We start from the raw sequence: 22205 nt of genomic DNA, 5'->3' as shown, positions 1-22205 counted from the left end.
AATTTAGAAATATAAAAGTCAAAATCTATACTCTATAATCTCCTCTCTCTACTCTAAGCCTATGGCTTATTAGAATCCACCACCAATCGCTGCTCTCTATTCGCAATTTCCCAAGCCATGTAGAACACTAAACGGCCTACTTTTTGGATTTGGTCAAATTCAATTTTGTCTACCTCATCACCTGGCATGTGGTAATCGTCGTGAACTCCATTGAAGAAGAAAGCCACTGGAATACCATGCTTAGCGAAGTTATAGTGATCAGAACGATAGTAGAAACGGTTCGGATCGTTCGGGTCATTAAAACGGAAGTCTAATTCTAAACCTACGTGCTTCTTGTTTTGCTCTACTAACACCTCGCGTAATTGAGACGATAATTTATCAGAACCAATCTCGTAGATATAATCAGGCTTACCTTTATGCTCGTCATCATAACGACCAGTCATATCTGTGTTTAAATCTACAACTGTGTTCTTTAATGGGAATAAAGGGTGATTTGCATACCACTCAGAACCCAAAAGACCTTTTTCCTCACCTGTCACCGTCATAAACAAGATACTACGACGTGGACGTTTTCCTTCTGCTGCTGCTTTACCAAAAGCCTCTGCTAATTCCATCACCGTCACGGTACCAGAACCATCGTCGTTTGCGCCATTGTTGATTTGGCCATCGGCAGAAACACCGATGTGATCGTAGTGAGCTGTTAAAACAACCAATTCTTCTTTCTTGTCTGTTCCTTCTAAATAACCTACGACATTATAAGTATCAACTGGCTTCTCTGTTCTTTCGATGGTTACTTCGATAGGAGCCGCTTTGAATTTAGAGGCAACAGATTTTTTTGCTGTTGCTAAAGAAGCCTTGTACGCTAATAATTCAGCTTCCGTTGTGCCTAAGATTTCAGCAGCCGCTTCAGAAGAAATTAATAATACCGGAGCTTCGTTTGCTGCAGAGGCTGCATCAGCGAAGGCCATACGCTCGTTACCGAAACGCTTCATCATCACTTGACGTTGACGTACTTGATTGCCAAAAGCTTTCGTATCGCGATCCGCGATCAAGATCAAACCTTTCGCTCCAGCCGCTTGTGCACGCTTTAATTTTTCTTTCCAGCCATCGCCTTTTCCGAAAACAGATGGATCTTTTGAACCAGAAAGTACATAAAGACCCGCTGCGTCTTTCGCTTCGCCTTCGAAAGCTAATACGTATTTGCCTTTAGCATTTAATTTGTCAAAATCCGTGTAGCCACCTTGTTGTACTCCAAAGCCAGCAAATACGACTGGGAATTTTGAATTAGCCGCAACTGGCGCTAAGGCATTCGCCATCATTTCGCCTAGGTATTCGTATTTCTTTCCTTTGGAAGAAATAAAAACGTTCGACCAAGCGCGGTTCACTAAGTCCACTTTTTGGAAATAAGACCCATTCACTGGCGCAATACCGGATTTCTTAAATGAGTCTGCAATGTAGTTCGCAGCCACTTTCTGTTCTGGCGAACCTGTATTACGACCTTTCAAGCTATCTGAAGCGATAAAAGTCAAGTGTTTTTTCAGATCATCCGCGCGAATAGACAACGCGTAAGGAACTGGATCTCCCTGAGCAATAGCGCTCATCGGGATAAATTTAGCAGCTAAAAGTAGCCCTAAAACGTAGATGTTAGTTTTTTTCATTTGTTGAAACAAAATTTAAGAAAGCGAAGTTAAGAATCTAAAAATAAATCGCTAAAAAAAGATTAAATTTGTGGCGATTTTATCATCCAAATTCTCAACATTCATGACCCCAAATTACACTTATCAGGAAGACTTTTCTTTACGTCATAACAATGCAGAAGCAGCTGATATCGCCGCTATGCTAAAAACCATTGGCGTAGACAGCTTGGAGACACTTATTCAACAAACTGTTCCTGAAAAAATTCGCTTAGCTCAAGGGCTTCGCTTGCCAGAACCGAAATCAGAGTTCGCGTTCTTGCGTGATTTTAAAGCAGTAATGGGCCAAAACCAGATCTTCAAATCACACATCGGTTTAGGATACTCGGACACAATTGTGCCGACGGTCATTTTGAGAAACATTTTAGAAAATCCTTCTTGGTACACGGCTTACACGCCTTACCAAGCGGAAATCGCACAAGGTCGTTTGGAAATGTTATTGAACTACCAAACGATGATTATCGACCTTACTGGCATGGAATTAGCGAATGCGTCCCTTTTAGATGAAGGAACAGCAGCAGCGGAAGCCATGACGATGTTATATGGCCAAAGACCAGCAGAACGCAACAACGCAGAAGCCTATTTTGTGTCTGAATTATGTCTACCACAAACCATCGACTTATTAAAAACACGTGCTGAACCTATTGGTATCGAAATCGTCGTGGGCGATCACCGCACTTTCGATGTAACGGACGCGCGTTTCTACGGAATGATGTTACAATACCCTGCTTCTAACGGCGAGGTATTTGATTATTGTGCTTTAATCGCTGCAGCGAAAGAAAACGGCTTACAAGTCGTAGTCGCAGCAGATTTATTAGCCTTGACTTTATTAACGCCTCCAGGTGAAATGGGAGCAGATGCAGTAGTGGGTGTTTCCCAACGCTTTGGGGTACCGATGGGCTTTGGAGGACCGCACGCCGGCTTCTTCGCAACGAAAGAAAAATACAAGCGTAACATTCCGGGACGTATCATCGGTGTTTCGGTGGATGCAGAAGGGAATCGTGCTTTACGTATGGCGCTTCAAACACGTGAGCAACACATACGCCGCGAAAAAGCAACGTCTAATATCTGTACAGCGCAAGTATTATTATCCATCATGGCAGCTTCTTACGCGATCTACCACGGCCCAACTGGCTTGAAGAAAATCGCCGAAAAAGTATACGGCTTGACGGAATTACTAGCAGTTAACTTACGTAAACTAGGGTTTACCTTAGAAAATACGACCCACTTCGATACGCTTACGATTCAGACGGGAGCGCAGACGGCGGACTTGCGGGCTTTGGCAGAAAAAGCAGAGCGCAACTTACGTTATACGGCGACTACGACGAGCATCTCTCTAGATGAAACAACGCAGGAAGCAGACGTAATCGAGATCATCTCGTTCTTCGAGACATTGAAAGGCGCGAAAACAGCAGAGAAAAACGTTACTTGGGCAATACCAGCAGCGTTAACGCGTACATCAACATTCTTAACGCACAGCGTATTCAATAAATACCATTCCGAGCACGGAATGTTGCGTTATTTAAAATCATTGGAATCAAAAGATTTATCGATGGTTCATTCGATGATCTCTTTGGGTTCTTGTACGATGAAATTGAATGCGACGACGGAAATGATTCCGGTGACTTGGCCAGAATTAGGCAAGATTCACCCATTTGCGCCAGCTTCTCAGACGAAAGGCTACCAGCAATTAGTTGCTGATTTAAATGAGTGGTTATGTGAGATCACTGGTTTCGCTAAAATGTCGATGCAACCGAACTCGGGAGCCCAAGGCGAATACGCTGGTTTGATGACCATTCGTGCGTACCACGCATCTCGCGGCGATCACCACCGTAACATTGCGATCATCCCATCTTCTGCTCACGGAACGAATCCTGCTTCTGCCGTGATGGCCGGAATGAAAGTAATCGTTTCCCCTTGCGATGCGAACGGAAATATTGACGTGGCTGATTTGAAGGCCAAAGCTTTGGAACACAAAGACAACCTCTCTTGCTTAATGGTTACCTACCCAAGTACCCACGGGGTATTCGAAGAAACCATCCAAGAGATTTGCGAAATCATCCACGAAAATGGCGGCCAAGTGTACATGGACGGCGCGAACATGAATGCTCAGGTCGGATTAACCTCCCCTGCGCGCATCGGAGCGGACGTTTGTCACTTGAACTTGCACAAAACTTTCTGTATCCCTCACGGAGGTGGTGGCCCAGGCATGGGACCTATCGGCGTAGCGCCACAGTTAGTTCCTTTCTTACCAGGTCACGTTCATGACGGAACTTCGGGTGCGGTTTCTGCGGCTCCAGTAGGATCTGCGAGTATTTTGGCGATCTCTTACGCTTACATTGCGATGATGGGTGGTAAAGGATTGACTACGGCGACAGAAACGGCAATCTTAAATGCGAACTACATCAAGGCGCGTTTGGAAAAAGAATTCCCTATCCTATATACCGGTTCACAAGGACGTTGCGCACACGAGATGATCGTGGATTGCCGTCCGTTCAAATTATCCGCTGGCGTAGAGGCAGAAGATATCGCGAAACGTTTAATGGATTACGGTTTCCACGCTCCTACCCTTTCATTCCCGGTAGCTGGAACCTTAATGATCGAGCCTACGGAGTCTGAGAATAAAGACGAGTTAGATCGTTTCTGCGATGCGCTTTTGAGCATTCGTGCTGAGATTCGCGAGATCGAAGAAGGCAAAGCGGACAAAGCAAACAACGTGTTAAAGCACGCGCCTCATACACAATCGGCTGTTTTACTAGGCGATTGGGATCGTCCTTACTCACGCGAGAAAGCGGTATTCCCGCTAGCATATGTGAAGGCGAACAAGTTTTGGCCTACGGTTTCTCGTATCGACTCCGCTTATGGAGACCGCAACCTAGTTTGCGCTTGCGAGCCGATGGAGAGTTATATGTAATTTTGCGTCAAGCGTTTCATTGAAGGCGGTCCCTTGGGATCGCCTTTTTTGTGCAAATAAAATTTAGTATGCTTGCATAACATAATTCCTTTTATTTATATTTACGCATCGAGATTTAAAAACGTAGATATGAATCGTGCCATTAAAAAAGTAGCCATTTTAGGCTCAGGAATTATGGGCTCTAGAATAGCCTGTCATTTCGCAAATATTGGGGTTCAGGTCCTTTTATTGGACATTGCACCACAGACTTTGAGCCCAGAGGAAGAGGCCAAAGGTCTTCGTTTAGAACACCCTTCGGTACGCAACCGAATCGTTAACGCAGCATTTCAACAAACTATAAAAGCAAAGCCTGCATCGCTCTATGCGGCGGGCTTTGCGAATAACATCAAGCTAGGCAACTTCGAAGACAATCTTTCGGAAATCAGTTCAGCCGACTGGATCATGGAGGTAGTCGTAGAAAACTTAGCTATCAAACAATCGCTCTACGAAAAGGTAGAGAAGTTCCGCACAGCGGGCACCTTAGTAACCTCGAATACATCGGGTATTCCGATTCATTTGATGTCAGAAGGTAGAAGTGAAGATTTCCAAAAACATTTCTGCGGAACCCACTTCTTCAACCCTCCCCGCTACCTCCGTTTATTCGAAGTGATTCCAGGTCCTAAAACGGATGCTGCTATCATCGAATTCCTATTAAGCTACGGCGAAACCCAATTAGGTAAAACGGCCGTCTTATGTAAGGACACGCCAGCCTTCATCGCGAACCGCATTGGCGTTTATTCGATGATGCAGACGATGAAAGTGGTGGAGGAATTAGGCTTAACGGTAGAGCAAGTCGATAAATTAACTTCTAAAGTCGTAGGTCGCCCTAAATCAGGTACGTTCCGTCTTTCTGATGTAGTCGGTTTAGACACCACCGTTCACGTGGCGAACAATTTGAAAGCCGCACTCGTAAACGACGAAAGCAAAGAGATTTTCAACCTTCCGGTGATGTTACAGCGTTTGATGGAAAACAAATGGCTGGGCGACAAAACGGGTCAAGGATTTTATAAGAAGACCAAAGACGAAAAAGGCAAAACGGTCATCCTGAGCCTGGATCTTAAAACGTTTGAGTACCGCGCAGCGGAACGCGTGAATTTCGAAACCTTAGATCGCTCGAAAGCGATCGATAACCTAGCTGATCGCTTCGCACTTTTATTAGCGGGAAAAGATTTAGCCGGCGAATTCTACCGCAAAACCATCTTAGATGGTTTCCGTTATGCGTCGAATCGCATTCCGGAGATCGCAGATGATCTAGTCAAAATTGACCAAGCGATTTGCGCTGGTTTTGGCTGGGAAATGGGAATTTTCGAAACCTGGGACGCTATCGGTGTCGTGAATGGTATCGAATTAATGAAAGCCGAGGGTCTTGCACCGGCAGCTTGGGTAACGGAAATGGTTGCAGCAGGACACACCTCATTCTACAAAGTAGAAGGTGGTAAGCGTTTATTCTACGATATTGCGACTAAGAAATACCAAGCAATTGCAGGAGCAGAAAAGCAAATCAATTTGCAGATCTTAAAGCCTACCAAAACCGTTTCTTCAAATGACGATATGCACATCGTGGATTTAGGCGATGGCATTTTAGGCTTAGAATTCCACTCGAAAATGAACACGATGGGCCAAGGAGTGCTGGAAGGCATTCAAGAGGCTATCGCGACGGCGGAAAAAGATTTCCAAGGTTTGGTGATCGGAAACGAGTCAAACGAGGCATTCTCTGCAGGTGCGAATCTAGGGATGTTGTTCATGTTCGCAATGGAACAGAAATTCGACGACATTAATAATATGATCGCGACATTCCAAGAAACGATGATGCGCGTACGCTACTCGGGCATTCCGGTAGTCGTTGCACCACATACGTTAGCCTTGGGTGGTGGTTGCGAAATCAACTTACACGCGGATAAGATTGTCGCTCATGCGGAATTATATATGGGTCTAGTCGAAGTGGGAGTCGGTTTGATTCCTGCGGGTGGTGGAACGAAAGAGATGGCGTTGCGGATGGGCGATGCCCGTCGCGCAGGCGATGTGGAGTTGAACCGTTTGCAAGAGGCCTTTATGAATATCGCAACGGCGCGCGTGAGTACTTCGGCGCACGAGGCGAGAGAGATGAATTATTTACGCGCTCAGGATCGCATCGTGTTGAATCGCAACCAGGTAATATCGGAGGCGAAAAGAGAGGCTTTGGCCTTAGCAGACGCAGGATATGTCCAAAAAGCGAGACGCAACGATGTCTGGGTGGAGGGAAAACAAGGTTTGGCCCTATTCAAAGCAGGCATCCAAGGCATGTTAATGGGGCGTTACATCTCAGAACACGACGCCTTAATTGCGAATAAATTAGCCTATGCGATCTGCGGTGGCGATTTAGACGCTCCGCAAGTCGTGAGCGAAACGTATTTACTCGACCTAGAAAGAGAGGCTTTCCTTTCATTATGTGGTGAGAAAAAGACCATGGACAGAATCCAAAGTTTATTAGGTGGCGGTAAACCACTCAGAAATTAAATCGTACGAAGATGAATGCATATATCATAGCAGGGTACCGCACAGCAGTTGCAAAAGCCAAAAGAGGAGGTTTCAGAACGATGCGTCCAGATGATTTAGCGGCGGAAGTCATTAAACATTTGATGAAGCAAGTGCCTAATTTAGATCCGGCACGTGTCGACGATTTGATCGTGGGCAACGCCATTCCCGAAGCCGAGCAAGGGATGCAAATGGCGCGCTACATTTCCCTTTTATCATTACCTAAAAACGTTCCCGGTTTCATCATCAACCGCTATTGCGGCTCTGGTTTAGAGGCGATTGCTTTGGCCTCCGCTAAAGTGGCTTCCGGCATGGCCGATTGCGTTATTGCAGGAGGTACTGAATCGATGACGATGTTACCGATGATGGGCCACAAAACGGTCTTGAACTACGGAATCGCGAACGAACATCCCGATTACTATATCGGAATGGGTCTGACGGCAGAGGAAGTAAGTAAGAAATACAACGTGACGCGCGATGAGCAAGATGCGTTCTCTTTTGCTTCTCATATGAAAGCATTAGAGGCACAAAAAGCCGGAAAATTCACGTCACAAATCGTTCCAGTAGAAGTAACGGAGAATTATTTCGATGCCAAATCAGGTAAGAAACAATCCCGCAGTTGGACTGTTTCACAAGACGAGGGTCCACGTGCAGATACAACCATCGAAGCTTTAGGTAAATTAAAACCGGCATTCGCGATGGGCGGAACAGTTACCGCGGGTAATGCGTCCCAAACTTCCGATGGAGCAGCTTTCGTTTTAGTCGTTTCTGAGAAATTAGTCAAAGAACTACATTTAGAGCCTATCGCTCGGATGGTTTCCTACGCGACTGCGGGTGTAGAACCTAGTTTGATGGGAATTGGTCCAGTAGAGGCGATTCCAATTGCCTTGAAAAAAGCGGGTTTAACGCTGAAAGATATCCAACAAATTGAATTGAACGAGGCGTTTGCGGCACAGTCTTTGGCTGTCATGAAAACCCTCGATATTGATCCAAACATCGTGAATGTGAATGGCGGGGCGATTGCTTTAGGACACCCGCTAGGATGTTCTGGCGCTAAATTGTCCATCCAATTATTTAACGAAATGCGTCTACGCAACCAAAAATACGGTATGGTCACGGCCTGCGTAGGTGGCGGTCAAGGGGTAGCGGGAATTTACGAATTGCTATGACCCCACAAGAGTACATTGAGTTAGAGTCTGATTTTGGAGCACATAATTACCATCCATTGCCGGTCGTTTTAGAACGCGGTGAGGGCGTGCACGTCTATGATGTAACGGGGAAAAAATACCTGGATTTTCTATCTGCCTATAGTGCAGTAAATCAGGGACATTGTCATCCCCGTTTAGTCAAAGCCATTTCAGAACAGGCCGCGCGATTAACACTTAGCTCCCGCGCTTTTCACACGAATCTACTAGGTTCGACAGAGAAAAAATTAGCCGAGAAATTCGGCTACGAAAAGGTCCTATTGATGAATACGGGCGTGGAAGCGGGCGAATCTGCCATCAAATTAGCCCGTAAATGGGCGTATGAGGTGAAAGGTGTTCCGGCGAATCAAGCGGAAATTATATTTGCAGAAGGAAATTTTTGGGGGAGAACGATCGCGGCGGTTTCATCCTCGAATGATCCTTCGTCTTATCACAACTTCGGGCCTTTTGTTCCGGGTTTCAGTCGGATTCCCTACAATGATTTAGCGGCTTTAGAAGAGAAATTACAAAACCCGAATGTGGCAGCTTTCATGGTGGAACCCATTCAGGGTGAAGCTGGAGTCGTTATTCCGTCGCCGGGTTATTTGAAAAAAGCGGCAGCTTTATGCAAAAAACACCGCGTGCTTTTCATCGCGGATGAGATCCAAACCGGCTTAGGGCGCACTGGAGCTTGGTTAGCTTGCCACCACGAATTAGTGCATCCCGATATTTTATTGTTAGGCAAAGCACTTTCGGGCGGATTTATGCCGGTCTCCGCGGTGCTCTGCAACGACGAGATTATGTTGACCATCAAACCTGGTGAACACGGTTCGACCTATGGTGGAAATCCGTTAGCCTGCGCAGTTACGAATGTAGCCATCGATATCATCGAAGATGAGGATTTAGTAGAAAATGCTACCGTTAGAGGACAACAGTTACTGACTTTCCTTGAAAGTTTGCGTGATAAAACGGCCTTAATTAAATCAGTCAGAGGAAAAGGGCTTTTATGTGCCATCGAAATCGACACCGACGAAGATAGCCACGTAGCTTGGGAAATCTGTCTAGATCTGATGAAAAAGGGATTGCTAGCGAAACCGACTCACGGCAATAAAATAAGACTAGCTCCTCCCCTCACCATAACGGGTGCGGAGATGGATCAAGCTTGCAGTATCATCGATAAAGTTTTTCTGGGCTATTAAGCGATTTCGAAGCAGCGCATCGAGATTCCGCCATACACGAGTTCATCGTATGTGAATCGGACGGTCTCGTCTTTACGTGCCAAAGCCAACGCATACAACATCGGAATGTAGTGATCCGGCGTGGGAACAGATTTTAATCCGCCTGGTGCACGCGCATAATCCACTAAACTCAAGATATCCTTATCCTGTAATTTCTGCATTGTCCAGGCATCAAATTCCTGTGCCCAATCATAGGCGAAATGCTCTTGACCCATCGAGAGATTCGGGATACTAGCCTGTAAATTGTGTACGATATTCCCACTTCCCACGATCAAAACACCTCTTTCCCGCAAGAATTGCAATTCCTGAGCGAGGGTGACATGATAGGCCAAAGGCTGAGAGTAGTCAATGGACATCTCAAAGCAGGGAATGTTGTGATTCGGAAACAGATGGCAAAGTACCGACCAGGCACCGTGATCTAAACCCCATTCAGTTGTTTCTTGGATTTTTTGAGAGCCAGACGCGAGCATTTTCGCTGTTTCTGGGCTTCCCGGTGCAGGATATTGAAATTCGTGCAAGGCACGTGGAAATCCACCAAAATCATGGATCGTCTCCGGCATCGGCGACGCTTGTACTTGTGTAATACCGCGCGTTAACCAGTGAGCGGACACGACTAAAATAGCTTTAGGAGGCGCAATGGATGCCCCTAGCGAATTTAATGAAGCTGTAAAAGGATTGTCTGCCAGTGCGTTCATTGGACTTCCGTGCCCAATGAACCAAACTGGCTGTATGTTTGACATGATACTATCTATTCATGGAAACCAAGAACTCTTCGTTGTTCCTCGTACCTTTCATTTGCTGTTGCAAGAATTCCATCGCCTCTACCGAATTCATGTCGGACATGTGCTTGCGCAAGATCCAAACACGTTGTAGCACCGCTGGATCCATCAATAAATCCTCGCGACGTGTACCAGAAGCCGTCACATCGATTGATGGATAGATTCGGCGGTTCGCTAGTTTGCGATCTAATTGTAATTCCATATTACCCGTACCTTTGAATTCCTCAAAGATTACTTCGTCCATTTTCGACCCCGTTTCGATCAAGGCTGTCGCGATGATGGTTAAAGATCCGCCATTTTCGACGTTACGAGCTGCACCGAAGAAACGCTTCGGTTTGTGTAGCGCATTGGCATCCACACCACCCGATAAAATCTTACCAGATGATGGAACCACCGTATTGTAGGCACGTGCAAGACGTGTAATCGAATCTAATAGGATAACGACATCATGACCGCATTCCACCATTCTTTTGGCCTTCTCTAAAACCAGGTTAGCCACTTTTACGTGACGTTCTGCCTGCTCATCGAAGGTAGATGAAATGACTTCTGCACGCACAGAACGCTGCATATCCGTTACTTCTTCCGGACGCTCATCGATCAATAAAATGATCAAATACACCTCTGGGTGGTTGCGGGAAATCGCGTTAGCGATGTCTTTTAATAAAACCGTTTTACCTGTTTTAGGCTGGGCAACAATCATACCCCTTTGGCCCTTACCAATAGGCGCAAACAAGTCCAAAATACGCGTCGAATAATTATCCGGCGTCGAAGACAGATTCAACTTTTCCTCTGGGAACAAAGGCGTCAAATATTCAAAATTGATCCGGTCGCGAATCTCATCCGTCGTCTTTCCATTCACTGATTCCACTTTTAACAAAGCGAAATACTTCTCCCCTTCTTTCGGTGGACGAATCTTACCTAAGATGGTGTCTCCCGTCTTCAAACCAAACATTTTGATTTGTGACGGCGACACATAAATATCATCTGGTGATGCTAAATAATTATAATCTGACGAACGCATAAATCCGTAACCGCCCTCTTGCATAATCTCTAATACCCCTTCGTTTTCGATCAAACCATCTAATTCTTTAATGACTTGGTTATAATTCGAACGGTGTTTATTGTGGTGGTGAACCGGTGCCGGTGCCTCCTCTTTAGGTAATTTATCTACATCGACAGGCGCATCCGTAGGAGAAACCTCGTCTTTCGTGTTTTCAGTGCTTGTGATGAAGGATGTATCTACTAGGAATTCTTCAGGAGCCGCTACTTCTTTGTATTCGATAGGTGCTTCTTCAGACGAAGCTTTTGCCTCCATTGGTAATAAAGGGGCTTCTTCGTTGCTCTTCTTAATTCGTTGACGTTTAGGTCGTTCGTTTGATGATGAATCTTCTTCTTGTGCTTTTTTTACTCTTTTGATAGGCTTATCTTCCATAAAGGGGGAATGATTAATTAAGATTGACAACAGACAGTTCTGTCAGAATGTGTGTCAAATGAGAAAATTAGGGGACGTTTACTCGTTGAATTGTCAGAATCGACATGCAATACTACGGTATTCGCGGGGAATTGTCAAGGTTTTAGGCCAAAATTTGGGCTTGAAAATCAATTAAATGATAAAATACACGTCCACAGCGATTATTTCGTAGTTTTGCAGCACAAGAATCTATGGAAAACATTCAGCAGCAGCTTATTGACCTTTTGGAATCCCGTCGTAAAGAGGGTTTATTCAGGCAATTATCCGTGCTGGATGGCCGCACTGATTTCTGCTCTAATGATTACCTCGGATTAGCAGGTGATCCCATTCTCGCAGCATCCATCGCGCGCGATTTCGAGGCTTTACCTGTAGAGGCACGCAAAAATGGGGCTACCGGATCTCGACTCATTTCAGGACACTCCGCTTTAATCGAGCAATTCGAAAAAGAATGTGCCGTCTTTCACGGATCAGAAGCCGCTTTGCTGTTTAGTTCAGGCTATGATGCAAACATCGGTTTGATCTCCTCTCTTCCACAAGAAGGTGACGTCATCTTTTGCGATAAATTATTACACGCGAGTTTGATCGATGGTTTACGTCTTTCCAAAGCCGAACGACGAATCTTCAAGCACAATAACCTAGATGACCTAGTTCATCTTTTAGATCAATACCCCGCAGAAACACGTAAGTGGATCGTAGTGGAATCAGTTTATTCGATGGATGGCGATGTAGCTCCATTGCGCGCTTTAGTCGAATTAAAAAATAAATACCAGGCCGAGCTCATCGTGGATGAGGCGCATTCCGGCGGAGTTTATGGTCCTGAAGGACAAGGTTTAGTGTATGAGTTGGGTCTTTGCGAGGACGTTTTTGCCCGGGTAATCACCTTCGGAAAAGCTTGGGGAAATGCAGGAGCTGTGGTTTTGGGGTCTTTGGCCCTCAAAGAATACCTCGTGAACTTCGCTAGACCATTCATTTATTCCACCGCACCCACACCGGCTCATGTTTCTGCACTTTTAAGCACCTTGCACTATTTGCCTTCTCAAAACGAAGCCAGACAAAAACTGCAAGAAAACATCGCTTTCTTCCACGCAAACTGCCATTCTGATGCCTGGGGAGATAGCCAAACCGCCATTCAAACTTTTTTCGTGACCGGAAACGAAGCCGTGCGGGCCAAAGCAGCCTCCGCCAGCGAATTCGCCATCAAGCCCATCGTTTTCCCCACGGTAGCGAAAGGCAAAGAACGCATTCGCATCACGTTAAGCGCAAACCATACAAAGGAACAAATAGAATCACTAATAAAAACACTTGAATGAAACAGTTTATCGTCGCCGGAATCGGTACAGAAATCGGAAAAACAGTCGCATCAGCCATCCTAACGGCTGGCTTAAAAGCAGACTATTGGAAACCCGTTCAATCTGGGGATATAGCAACGGGAGATGCCTACTGGATTCGCAACTGGGTTCCATCGGCCACCGTTCATCCGTCCACTTATGCCCTAACTCAACCACTTTCTCCGCATTCAGCAGCAGAAATTGATGGAATTACCATCACTCTAGAGAGTTTTAAAATTCCCACTGACCAAACCTTAATTGTCGAATTAGCCGGTGGAATTATGGTACCATTAAATGATCAGCAGACGAATTTAGACCTCATCAAACACCTGAATTTACCGATCATTTTAGTGAGCAAAAACTATTTAGGCAGCATTAATCATACGATTTTAAGCTTCGAGATTTTAAAGCAACACGGAATTCCTATGGCCGGAATCGTGCTCAATGGACCCGAAAATCCATCAGGTGAAAAGTTTATTTTGAACCATACGGGTTTGCCACTTATTTTGCGAGTACATTCAGAATCTGAAATCAACGAGGCGGTTATCGCTTCTTATGCCGATAAAATTAATGTCTAATTCGAATTTGTCTTCTCGGGATGCGGCGGTCGTTTGGCACCCTTTCACGCAACACCAAATCGAACCTATTTCGATTCCAATTGCGAGCGGAAAAGGCGCGCACTTATTTGATACGGAGGGTAATAAATACATCGATGCGATTTCGTCTTGGTGGGTGAATACACACGGTCATGGGCATCCCTATTTAGCCCAAAAAGTGTACGAACAAGCCCTCCAGCTCGAACAGGTCATCTTCGCAGGCTTTACCCACGAACCGGCGGTTCGACTTTCAGAACGTTTATTAAGTCATTTACCGGCTAATTTCGAACGCGTTTTCTTCTCAGATAACGGCTCCACGGCAGTGGAGGTAGCCATTAAAATGGCCTTGCAATTCTTCCATAATCAAGGGAATACGCAACGCAGAAAAATTCTTGCTTTTGCAGATGCTTACCATGGGGATACCTTTGGGGCGATGAGTTTAGGAGCACCAAGCTCCTTCAATGACCCCTTTCAGGATATGCTTTTCGAGGTGGAATTCCTTCCAAGTCCTCAAGACACGGAAGCTTGTCTTGCGGCGATGTCCTCTTTAAATTCAGACGACTACGCAGCTTTCATCTTTGAGCCTTTGATTCAAGGGGCAGGAGGAATGAAAATGTACGAGGCGTCGACCTTGGATTCATTGATTCGCATGGCACATGAAAAAGGGATTTTCTGCATCGCTGATGAAATCATGACCGGATTTGGTCGTACGGGGAAGTGGTTTGCGATGGATTATTTGGCTGAAAAACCAGACATCGTTTGTTTCTCCAAAGGTCTAACAGGCGGCATGATGGCCATGGGTTTAACCCTTTGCAGCGAGAAAATATTTCAATCCTTCCTATCGGATGATCGCCGAAAAATGATGTTCCATTCGCACTCGTTCACGGCAAATCCATTAGCCTGCGCTGCGGCAAATGCGAGTATGGATTTGATGGAAAAAGAAGAAACATGGACGTCTATTGCCCGTGTGGAATCACGCCATCGAGCATTTGCGGAAACGATTTCGAATCATCCCATCCTAAAAAATGTACGAATTCACGGCACGATTTTAGCCATGGAAGTAAAAACAGGAGAAACAGATGGCTATTTACACTCCATACGGGATGATATTTACCGCTACTTCTTGGAGCAAGGGATTTTGATGCGTCCTTTAGGAAATACGATCTACATCCTCGCCCCCTATTGTATCGAGGACGAGGATCTAGCGTATATCTACGGAAAAATTACGGCTTTTGCGCAGGGACTAATTTAGTCGACTGCCAAGAAACCATTTGCCAACGCTTATCCGCGTAAACAAATACATCTGTAAAGCGTAGGCGAATCGTTGTCTGAACGCCATCCGCTGCTTGCTGCAAAATGGATACAATCCCGGTATTTATTCCCGTCTTGCCATAAACACGTTGCTGCATTTCCTCCGGCGTAATCGTCACATAACTCGATTTCCCAGACGCGATGGAAGCGATATACGATTCTTTTGTGTCTTGCGCGCCACTCGAGTGGAAATACACTAAATCCTTGTGTAAAACGGCTTGTAATCCAGGGATATCTTTCGCAACCATCACCTTAAAACGGTTTAATTCCGCTTCTTTCAAGGATTCTTCGTTTTGAGCGAAGCTGATTATGGGTGCCAAAAGACACAATAAAATCAATACTTTTTTCATAGTTTTTTTTTCTTTTAAAACGCTTTCGCGCGGTTTATTTACTCAAAATTAAATTGGCCGCCTTCTCCGCAATCATCACCACCGCGGAATTCGTATTCCCGGAAATCACATCCGGCATAATCGAAGCATCCGCCACTCGCAACCCTTGCAAACCGCGAACGCGCAAAGTCGCAGGATCACATACTGCCTCCGCATCCGTTCCCATCTTGCAGGTTCCCACTGGATGGTATACGCATTCAGTCGCCTGTTCAATATGTTTTTCGATTAATTCCTCGCTCCACGGACCGGCTGGATAATTCAATTCCGACCCTTTTCTTAATCCGTCAAACGCTGTAGACAAGACGATATCTCGTGCGATGCGCACTCCGCGCTTCAAGGTTTCGAGGTCTTCTTTCTCCGACAAATACCGTGGATCGATTACTGGTGCGTCGTGAAAGTCTGCAGAACGAAGGCTAACGGTGCCACGACTTTTGGGCTTTAATAAGGTTGGTAAAATAGTGAATCCATCACTTAGCGGCATTTTGCCATAATCATACATATCATAGGCCCAAGCCGAAGAGAAATGGAATTGCAAATCTGGCACATCCGATTGATTCACCGAATCGAAGAAAGCCGCGGCCTCTAAAGGGCTCGAAGCCAGTGGTCCTTGCTTCTTAAACGTATAATCCAAGTAATTTTTCACCCCCAAAGCCACATTATACGACTGCCCCTTCGTACTAGCTTGCGCATTCATATTCACAAACAAGTGATCCGATAAATTCCTGCCCACGCCTGGTAGGTCTAGGCGAGAGTCGATTCCAAGTGCGCGCAATTCTGCCGCATCGCCTATGCCGGATAGTTGTAAGATTTGCGGACTTTGGAATGCTCCTGCTGATAAAATAACTTCAGACGCCTCGAATTCAATAGCTTTCTTCGAACCCGCTTTATAGCCTTTCAACCCGGTCACTTTTTCTCCTTGCATCACCAATGAGGCAACTTGAAATGAAGTTTGAATATGTAAATTCTTTCTTGAAAGTGCCGGTTGGATAAAAGCCTTCGCACCGGAAGCTCGTTCTCCGTCTTGAATATTGAACTGAAATAAGCCGGCTCCCACTTGTTTCGCCCCATTGAAATCGGGATTAGCAGGGATTCCTTGGGAGGCACAGCCTTCGATAAAAGCATCTCCAAAAACCGTTAAATGCCGATTCTTCGCCACCCGATGTAGGCCGCCACTTCCATGGTATTCGTTCTGAAAATCTTCGTTATCCTCTGACTTTTTAAAATAGGGCAGCACATCCTGATAGGACCAACCGTCACAACCCCAAGCCGCCCATTGATCATAATCTGCTTTATTCCCCCGAATATACGCCATGCAGTTAATCGCAGAACTTCCGCCCACAGTTTTACCGCGAGGCTGGTAGATTCGACGACCCCCTAAATGCGGCTGCGGTTCCGTGAAAAAATTCCAGTTTAGATAGGTGTGATTTAACAAGGAATAGGCCGATGGCATCGAGATACGTGGATCACGAAAATCCCCTCCAGCTTCGATTAAAAGGACTTGATTTAGAGGATTCTCCGATAAACGGTATGCTAAAACGCAGCCCGCTGTACCGGCTCCCACAATGATGTAATCATATTTCATAGAATAGGTCTACCATTTTCTCTTTGAATATCCCTATTTTTGACCAATAAACAACGAACCGTGAGCAATTTTTCTGTCTACTTTTCTTTAGGTCTCGGACATATCCTGAATTGGGCCGCATTAGACCATATTTTGTTTATCCTCTCACTGACTTGCGTTTATGTAGTCACGGACTATAAAAAATTGCTTTGGCTGGTTACGGCTTTTACGCTGGGCCATTCGATTACCTTAGCTTTAGCGACCCTTCACTTCATTCAAGTAAATATCGCTTGGGTAGAATTCTTGATTCCTTGTACCATTTTAGTGGCCGCTATCAGTAACCTAATTCAAACTGAGCAACGGTATAAGTATGGTGTAGTTGCCTTCTTTGGACTAATCCACGGCCTAGGCTTCTCGAATTATTTGCAAAGCTTGTTAGGCGCAGAAAGCTCGATTTTTACTCCACTCCTAGCCTTTAATGTAGGACTAGAATTAGGCCAATTAGTCGTAGTTGCCCTAATACTGGCCTCCTCCATCCTTTCTCTTCACGTGTTTAAATGGAAGCAAAGGGCATATATACAAGTCATTTCAGGCATCACCATCGGATTAGTATTACCCATGATTCTTGAGCGTTGGCCATAAAAAAAGCCCCGATTTTCATCGAGGCCTTTTCCAGAAATTTCAGAAGACTAAAAGTCTTCATCTAATGAGAATGACATCGAATCCTTGTCAGACATTACGCCTGATTTTTGGTATTCCGCCACACGCTTCTCGAAGAAGTTTGTTTTTCCTTGTAAAGAGATCATCTCCATAAAGTCGAATGGATTTGTCGCATTGTAATGCTTCTTGCATCCTAAAGATACTAATAAGCGGTCAGCCACGAAATCAATGTATTGACACATCATTTCTGCATTCATACCGATTAGGGAAACGGGCAATGCTACCGTTACGAATTCTTTTTCAATCTCTACTGCATCTAAAATGATTTCGTAGATACGCTCTTGAGATAATTTATTTTTGATGTGATCTGCATATAATAAACAAGCGAAATCACAGTGTAAACCTTCGTCACGCGAGATCAATTCATTCGAGAACGAAAGACCTGGCATTAAACCGCGTTTCTTTAACCAGAAAATAGAGCAGAATGAACCTGAGAAGAAAATACCTTCTACTGCTGCGAACGAAATTAGACGCTCTACGAAATTATCTGACTCGATCCATTTCAACGCCCAATCCGCCTTTTTCTTTACGCAATCGATAGTCTCAATGGCACGCAATAAATGATCTTTTTCTTTCGGGTCGTTAATGTAGGTATCGATTAAAAGAGAATAGGTTTCTGAGTGAATGTTTTCCATCATGATTTGGAAACCGTAGAAACACTTAGCCTCAGCATATTGAACTTCTTTTAGGAAGTTATTCGCTAAATTTTCATTCACGATACCATCCGATGCAGCGAAGAATGCCAAAACATGTGATACGAAGTGGCGCTCGCCATCGTTCATCTTTTTCCAGTCAGCGATATCTTGCGATAAATCGATTTCTTCTGCTGTCCAGAAAGACGCTTCCGCCTTCTTATAAAATTGCCAAATATCATCGTGCTTAATCGGAAAAAGCACAAAACGGTTGGGATCCTCAACCAATAAGGGTTCTACTGCTATCGTTGACATATAAATTTAATTGAACTCGAAATTAAGAAATTCTACCTGATATACAAGACTGATAAAGGGGTAAAATTGTTTTAAAAATTAAAAGAAGAATCCGCCAATTTGGACAACTAGCGCTGAGCCATACGGAGAGCGTCCAGAAGTGTAATTTAGGTCATACATCACGTTGAAATTTAGCCCGATTTTAGAGCCGATCCCTACGCCTACCAAGACTGGATTGGAGTAATCTGGACCTAGGCTATTTGCCGGAGTATGGAAGTTTTCTATCTGACCTATTAAATATCCTTGCCCAATCAACTGATTCAATACAGGAACATGCTGACGTATAAATAGGCGCTCCCCTAACAGATTATATGTTCTAAACATATCTGAATAATACTGGTATGTCAAAGCCACCCCCACAATCGCATTATTCGTCAGCGAATAACCCACCATAGGCGAAACCCCGATACTGGTCGGATTTCCGAAACTTAAACCGCTGATACCTCCTCCAAAATTCAATCTTTGACGAAAAGGCAAATCACGCACGTCTTTTTCGACATCCAGATCTCCTTCTGCTCCTTCCTCTTTAATGACCACCGGTTCTTGTGCAAATACCTCAGAAACTCCGACAAAAGTCAGGAGTGAAAAGAATAAAAGTAGTTTTTTCATTTGGCTTAAATTGATTACCAAAATTAAAGGATATTTTTGTAAAATGAACTCCCCACAGGCTAAGCATAACATCGAAAATTGTGATCCGAAAACGCATATCATCATTAAAGGTGCGCGCGTGCACAATTTGAAAGGAGTGGATGTGGCAATTCCGCGAAATGAACTTGTTGTCATCACAGGTTTGTCGGGATCCGGGAAGTCGTCTTTAGCTTTCGATACGCTTTTTGCAGAGGGCCAAAGAATGTACGTGGAAAGCCTCAACAGCTACGCACGCCAATTCTTGGGGCGGATGGAAAAGCCAGCGGTGGATTATATCAAAGGTGTTTCTCCGGCAATCGCGATTGAACAAAAGGTCAACACAAAGAACCCGCGTTCCACTGTCGGTACTACGACGGAGATTTACGATTATTTAAAATTACTTTTTGCCCGCATTGGCCGCACCATTTCTCCGGTTTCCGGACAGGAAGTACGCAAAGATTCGGTCTCCCATATTGTAGATTTTATTGCCCAAAACGATGGCAAGAAAGTGCTTATTCTAGCTCCGCTCGTTCACCACGAAGACAGAAGCCTAGAAAACGAATGTCAATTACTTATCCAGAAAGGCTATTCCCGTCTAAAATTCCAAGAAGAGATTATTGCTTTGGAGGAATTAGTGGAGGATTCGGCTCATTTACAAAAGCTCGCGAAAAAACCTGCCGAAATCGCGATTTTGATCGACCGTTTGGTCTCTAAAAAAGAAGACGAAGAAACGCAATTCCGCGTAGGTGATTCGGTACAAACAGCTTATTTCGAAGGAGAAGGCGTTTGTTGGATTGAAATCGAGGGACGGAAAAGGGATGTCTTCTCGAATAAATTCGAATTGGATGGGATGGTTTTTGAGGAGCCGAGTTTAAACTTGTTCTCCTTCAATAATCCCTACGGCGCATGCCGTAATTGCGAGGGATACGGAAAAGTGCTGGGTTTAGATCCGGATTTGGTTTTCCCTGATCACGACTTATCAATCTACGAAGGAGCTATTGCCCCTTGGCGAAGTGAGCGAATGAGCGAGTGGTTAAGTCCCCTATTACGTAATGGGGTACAATTCGATTTTCCCATCCACCGTCCCTACAAGGATTTAAGTGCGGCGGAGAAGAAAGTATTATGGACTGGGAATAAGTATTTTGCGGGACTGACTCAATTCTTCGACCACCTCGAAAAAGAGACCTATAAAATCCAATACCGGGTGATGCTTTCGCGTTACCGTGGCAAAACAAATTGCCCGGAATGCCAAGGCTCGCGTTTGCGGATGGATGCGGGTTATGTTAAGATTGCGGGCACATCCTTAGTTGATTTGGTGCTTTGGCCCTTATCAAAAACGAAGGCTTTCTTCGAAAAATTGGAGCTAAACGAACATGACCAACAAGTTTCTAGACGTATTTTAATCGAGATAAACAACCGCTTGGAATATATGGACCGAGTGGGCTTAGGGTATTTGACACTAAATCGCCTCAGCTCGACCTTATCCGGTGGCGAATTTCAACGCATTAAATTAGCGACTTCACTAGGCAGCGCCCTGGTAGGTTCGATGTATATTTTAGATGAACCGAGCATCGGCTTGCATCCACGGGATACAGAACGATTGATTTCGGTCTTGTTGATGTTGAAAGAGATGGGAAACACGGTCATCGTCGTGGAACACGAAGAAGAAGTGATGCGTGCAGCGGATCAGATTATTGACATCGGTCCGGAGGCAGGACGCCACGGTGGCAATTTGATCTTTCAAGGGAATTTAAAAGAGGCTTTGGCGGACAAAACTACCGACAGCCATACCTTGCGTTTCTTAAGTGGCCAGGATCGAATCGAGGTGCCCTACTTTAGACGCAAGCCTTTGGCCCACATCGAAATTACGGGTGCTTCAGAGAATAATTTAAAGAATGTAGACGTCGCGATCCCATTAGGCATTATGACCGTCGTGACGGGCGTCAGTGGCTCTGGAAAATCAACGTTGATACGGAAAATTTTGTACCCGGCGATGCTTCGTTTATTGCAACAAGGCACAGAGGAAACCGGTAAATTCCGCGAAATTAAAGGTAGTACAAACAAAATTGCGAGTATCGAAATGGTCGATCAACAGCCGATCGGCAAATCGTCTCGCTCGAATCCCGTGACCTATATTAAGGCCTACGATGCGATCAGAGCCTTGTATTCGGAATTACCCGTGGCTAAAGCGCGTGGCTACAAACCCGCCCATTTCTCTTTCAACGTAGAAGGTGGACGCTGCGAAGTTTGCCAAGGAGAGGGAGAAATCACCATTGAAATGCAATTCATGGCAGACATCAAGCTGCCGTGCGAATCTTGTGGAGGCTCGCGCTTTAAGCAGGAAATTTTGGACGTCAAATTCCAGGATAAAAATATCTCAGAAATCCTCGATTTAACCGTCGAAGAGGCAGTGGAGTTCTTCCGCGATAAACAACCGCGCATTGCTGATAAAATCGATCCGCTCTTCCAAGTAGGCTTGGGCTACATCAAATTAGGACAATCTTCGAACTCGCTTTCGGGCGGCGAAGCGCAGCGCGTGAAATTAGCCAGCTTTTTAGGCAAAGGGAACCCGAACAAAGGCAAAACCTTATTTATATTTGACGAACCTACCACGGGTCTTCACTTCCATGACATTAAAAAGCTGTTAAAGGCTATGAATGATTTAGTGGAACAAGGAGATTCGGTAGTGATCATCGAGCACAATATGGAGGTGATTAAATGCGCTGACCACATCATTGATTTAGGTCCGGAGGGAGGCGAAAATGGGGGCTATATTACCTTCCAAGGTACTCCCGAGGAGATGAAAGGCCTGAAAAACAACCCGACCGCTCATTATTTAAGCCAAAAACTGTAA

The 22205-nt window shown here is 45.0% G+C and carries 16 protein-coding genes; 9 read left to right on the top strand and 7 right to left on the bottom strand.

The window, feature by feature from the left end:
• Positions 1-59: 59 nt before the first annotated feature.
• Complete coding sequence (locus G9X62_RS07530; RefSeq protein WP_223130119.1) at positions 60-1658, bottom strand: M28 family peptidase; 1599 nt, start codon at positions 1656-1658, stop codon at positions 60-62.
• Positions 1659-1761: 103 nt separating this feature from the next.
• On the opposite strand from G9X62_RS07530, the gene gcvP reads away from it, so the two are divergent.
• The 4 genes from gcvP to rocD all read left to right on the top strand — a co-directional run bounded on the left by gcvP (position 1762) and on the right by rocD (position 9544).
• Positions 1762-4608, top strand: coding sequence for an aminomethyl-transferring glycine dehydrogenase (gcvP, locus tag G9X62_RS07525; RefSeq protein ID WP_223130118.1), 2847 nt, complete (start codon positions 1762-1764; stop codon positions 4606-4608).
• Positions 4609-4737: 129 nt separating this feature from the next.
• Complete coding sequence (locus tag G9X62_RS07520) at positions 4738-7143, top strand: 3-hydroxyacyl-CoA dehydrogenase/enoyl-CoA hydratase family protein (protein WP_223130117.1); 2406 nt, start codon at positions 4738-4740, stop codon at positions 7141-7143.
• Between the two features lie 11 nt (positions 7144-7154).
• The gene (locus G9X62_RS07515) at positions 7155-8330 is read left to right on the top strand and encodes an acetyl-CoA C-acyltransferase (protein ID WP_223130116.1); all 1176 of its coding nucleotides are present in this window, start codon (positions 7155-7157) and stop codon (positions 8328-8330) included.
• Positions 8327-9544: an ornithine--oxo-acid transaminase gene (rocD, locus tag G9X62_RS07510; protein ID WP_223130115.1), complete on the top strand. Its 1218-nt coding sequence runs from the start codon at positions 8327-8329 to the stop codon at positions 9542-9544. Before G9X62_RS07515 ends, rocD begins: the two co-directional genes overlap by 4 nt.
• Here rocD and ygiD read toward each other — a convergent pair.
• Positions 9541-10323, bottom strand: a complete 783-nt coding sequence (gene ygiD / locus G9X62_RS07505; protein WP_223130114.1) for a 4,5-DOPA-extradiol-dioxygenase — start codon at positions 10321-10323, stop codon at positions 9541-9543. The genes rocD and ygiD overlap by 4 nt on opposite strands.
• Before the next feature lie 4 nt (positions 10324-10327).
• Entirely contained in the window at positions 10328-11794 is a 1467-nt protein-coding gene (gene rho, locus G9X62_RS07500) for a transcription termination factor Rho (RefSeq protein WP_261345503.1), read from the bottom strand.
• Between the two features lie 230 nt (positions 11795-12024).
• Here rho and G9X62_RS07495 point away from each other — a divergent pair, with 230 nt between their 5' ends.
• The 3 genes from G9X62_RS07495 to bioA are packed head-to-tail and all read left to right on the top strand — an operon-like array spanning position 12025 to position 15009.
• Complete coding sequence (locus G9X62_RS07495; RefSeq protein WP_223130113.1) at positions 12025-13143, top strand: aminotransferase class I/II-fold pyridoxal phosphate-dependent enzyme; 1119 nt, start codon at positions 12025-12027, stop codon at positions 13141-13143.
• Positions 13140-13739 carry a dethiobiotin synthase gene (bioD, locus tag G9X62_RS07490; RefSeq protein WP_223130112.1) on the top strand — a complete coding sequence of 200 codons (600 nt, stop codon included), beginning with the start codon at positions 13140-13142 and terminating at the stop codon, positions 13737-13739. The genes G9X62_RS07495 and bioD overlap by 4 nt, the downstream gene beginning before the upstream one ends.
• A complete protein-coding gene (gene bioA, locus G9X62_RS07485; protein ID WP_223130111.1) occupies positions 13732-15009 on the top strand; it encodes an adenosylmethionine--8-amino-7-oxononanoate transaminase in 1278 nt (425 codons plus the stop codon). Before bioD ends, bioA begins: the two co-directional genes overlap by 8 nt.
• On the opposite strand, the gene G9X62_RS07480 is transcribed toward bioA, so the two are convergent.
• Positions 14981-15418 (bottom strand): nuclear transport factor 2 family protein, encoded by a 438-nt coding sequence (locus tag G9X62_RS07480; RefSeq protein ID WP_223130110.1) that lies wholly within the window; start codon positions 15416-15418, stop codon positions 14981-14983. The genes bioA and G9X62_RS07480 overlap by 29 nt on opposite strands.
• 34 nt (positions 15419-15452) lie before the next feature.
• The gene (locus G9X62_RS07475; protein ID WP_223130109.1) at positions 15453-17039 is read right to left on the bottom strand and encodes a GMC family oxidoreductase; all 1587 of its coding nucleotides are present in this window, start codon (positions 17037-17039) and stop codon (positions 15453-15455) included.
• Positions 17040-17099: 60 nt separating this feature from the next.
• On the opposite strand from G9X62_RS07475, the gene G9X62_RS07470 reads away from it, so the two are divergent.
• Complete coding sequence (locus tag G9X62_RS07470) at positions 17100-17660, top strand: HupE/UreJ family protein (protein ID WP_223130108.1); 561 nt, start codon at positions 17100-17102, stop codon at positions 17658-17660.
• 47 nt (positions 17661-17707) lie between these two features.
• Here the strand turns inward: G9X62_RS07470 and G9X62_RS07465 are convergent, their stop codons facing one another.
• Both G9X62_RS07465 and G9X62_RS07460 read right to left on the bottom strand, forming a co-directional pair.
• The gene (locus G9X62_RS07465; protein ID WP_223130107.1) at positions 17708-18685 is read right to left on the bottom strand and encodes a ribonucleoside-diphosphate reductase small subunit; all 978 of its coding nucleotides are present in this window, start codon (positions 18683-18685) and stop codon (positions 17708-17710) included.
• Between the two features lie 78 nt (positions 18686-18763).
• Positions 18764-19333, bottom strand: a complete 570-nt coding sequence (locus G9X62_RS07460) for a hypothetical protein (protein WP_223130106.1) — start codon at positions 19331-19333, stop codon at positions 18764-18766.
• 43 nt (positions 19334-19376) lie between these two features.
• On the opposite strand from G9X62_RS07460, the gene uvrA reads away from it, so the two are divergent.
• Positions 19377-22205 (top strand): excinuclease ABC subunit UvrA, encoded by a 2829-nt coding sequence (uvrA, locus tag G9X62_RS07455; RefSeq protein WP_223130105.1) that lies wholly within the window; start codon positions 19377-19379, stop codon positions 22203-22205.

This window comes from Aquirufa lenticrescens, assembly GCF_019916085.1.
GTDB lineage: Bacteria > Bacteroidota > Bacteroidia > Cytophagales > Spirosomataceae > Aquirufa > Aquirufa lenticrescens.
Note: the sequence above shows the minus strand (reverse complement) of the source record. Positions and strands in the feature narration are given on the sequence as shown.

Excerpts from the sequence above, each read along its gene's own strand:
- G9X62_RS07460 (WP_223130106.1), bottom strand. The coding sequence starts at position 19,333 with ATGAAAAAACTACTTTTATTCTTTTCACTCCTGACTTTTGTCGGAGTT.
- bioD (WP_223130112.1), top strand. The coding sequence starts at position 13,140 with ATGAAACAGTTTATCGTCGCCGGAATCGGTACAGAAATCGGAAAAACA.
- ygiD (WP_223130114.1), bottom strand. The coding sequence starts at position 10,323 with ATGTCAAACATACAGCCAGTTTGGTTCATTGGGCACGGAAGTCCAATG.
- G9X62_RS07465 (WP_223130107.1), bottom strand. The coding sequence starts at position 18,685 with ATGTCAACGATAGCAGTAGAACCCTTATTGGTTGAGGATCCCAACCGT.
- G9X62_RS07495 (WP_223130113.1), top strand. The coding sequence starts at position 12,025 with ATGGAAAACATTCAGCAGCAGCTTATTGACCTTTTGGAATCCCGTCGT.
- G9X62_RS07520 (WP_223130117.1), top strand. The coding sequence starts at position 4,738 with ATGAATCGTGCCATTAAAAAAGTAGCCATTTTAGGCTCAGGAATTATG.
- G9X62_RS07515 (WP_223130116.1), top strand. The coding sequence starts at position 7,155 with ATGAATGCATATATCATAGCAGGGTACCGCACAGCAGTTGCAAAAGCC.
- rho (WP_261345503.1), bottom strand. The coding sequence starts at position 11,794 with ATGGAAGATAAGCCTATCAAAAGAGTAAAAAAAGCACAAGAAGAAGAT.
- gcvP (WP_223130118.1), top strand. The coding sequence starts at position 1,762 with ATGACCCCAAATTACACTTATCAGGAAGACTTTTCTTTACGTCATAAC.
- rocD (WP_223130115.1), top strand. The coding sequence starts at position 8,327 with ATGACCCCACAAGAGTACATTGAGTTAGAGTCTGATTTTGGAGCACAT.
- G9X62_RS07480 (WP_223130110.1), bottom strand. The coding sequence starts at position 15,418 with ATGAAAAAAGTATTGATTTTATTGTGTCTTTTGGCACCCATAATCAGC.
- bioA (WP_223130111.1), top strand. The coding sequence starts at position 13,732 with ATGTCTAATTCGAATTTGTCTTCTCGGGATGCGGCGGTCGTTTGGCAC.
- G9X62_RS07475 (WP_223130109.1), bottom strand. The coding sequence starts at position 17,039 with ATGAAATATGATTACATCATTGTGGGAGCCGGTACAGCGGGCTGCGTT.
- uvrA (WP_223130105.1), top strand. The coding sequence starts at position 19,377 with ATGAACTCCCCACAGGCTAAGCATAACATCGAAAATTGTGATCCGAAA.
- G9X62_RS07530 (WP_223130119.1), bottom strand. The coding sequence starts at position 1,658 with ATGAAAAAAACTAACATCTACGTTTTAGGGCTACTTTTAGCTGCTAAA.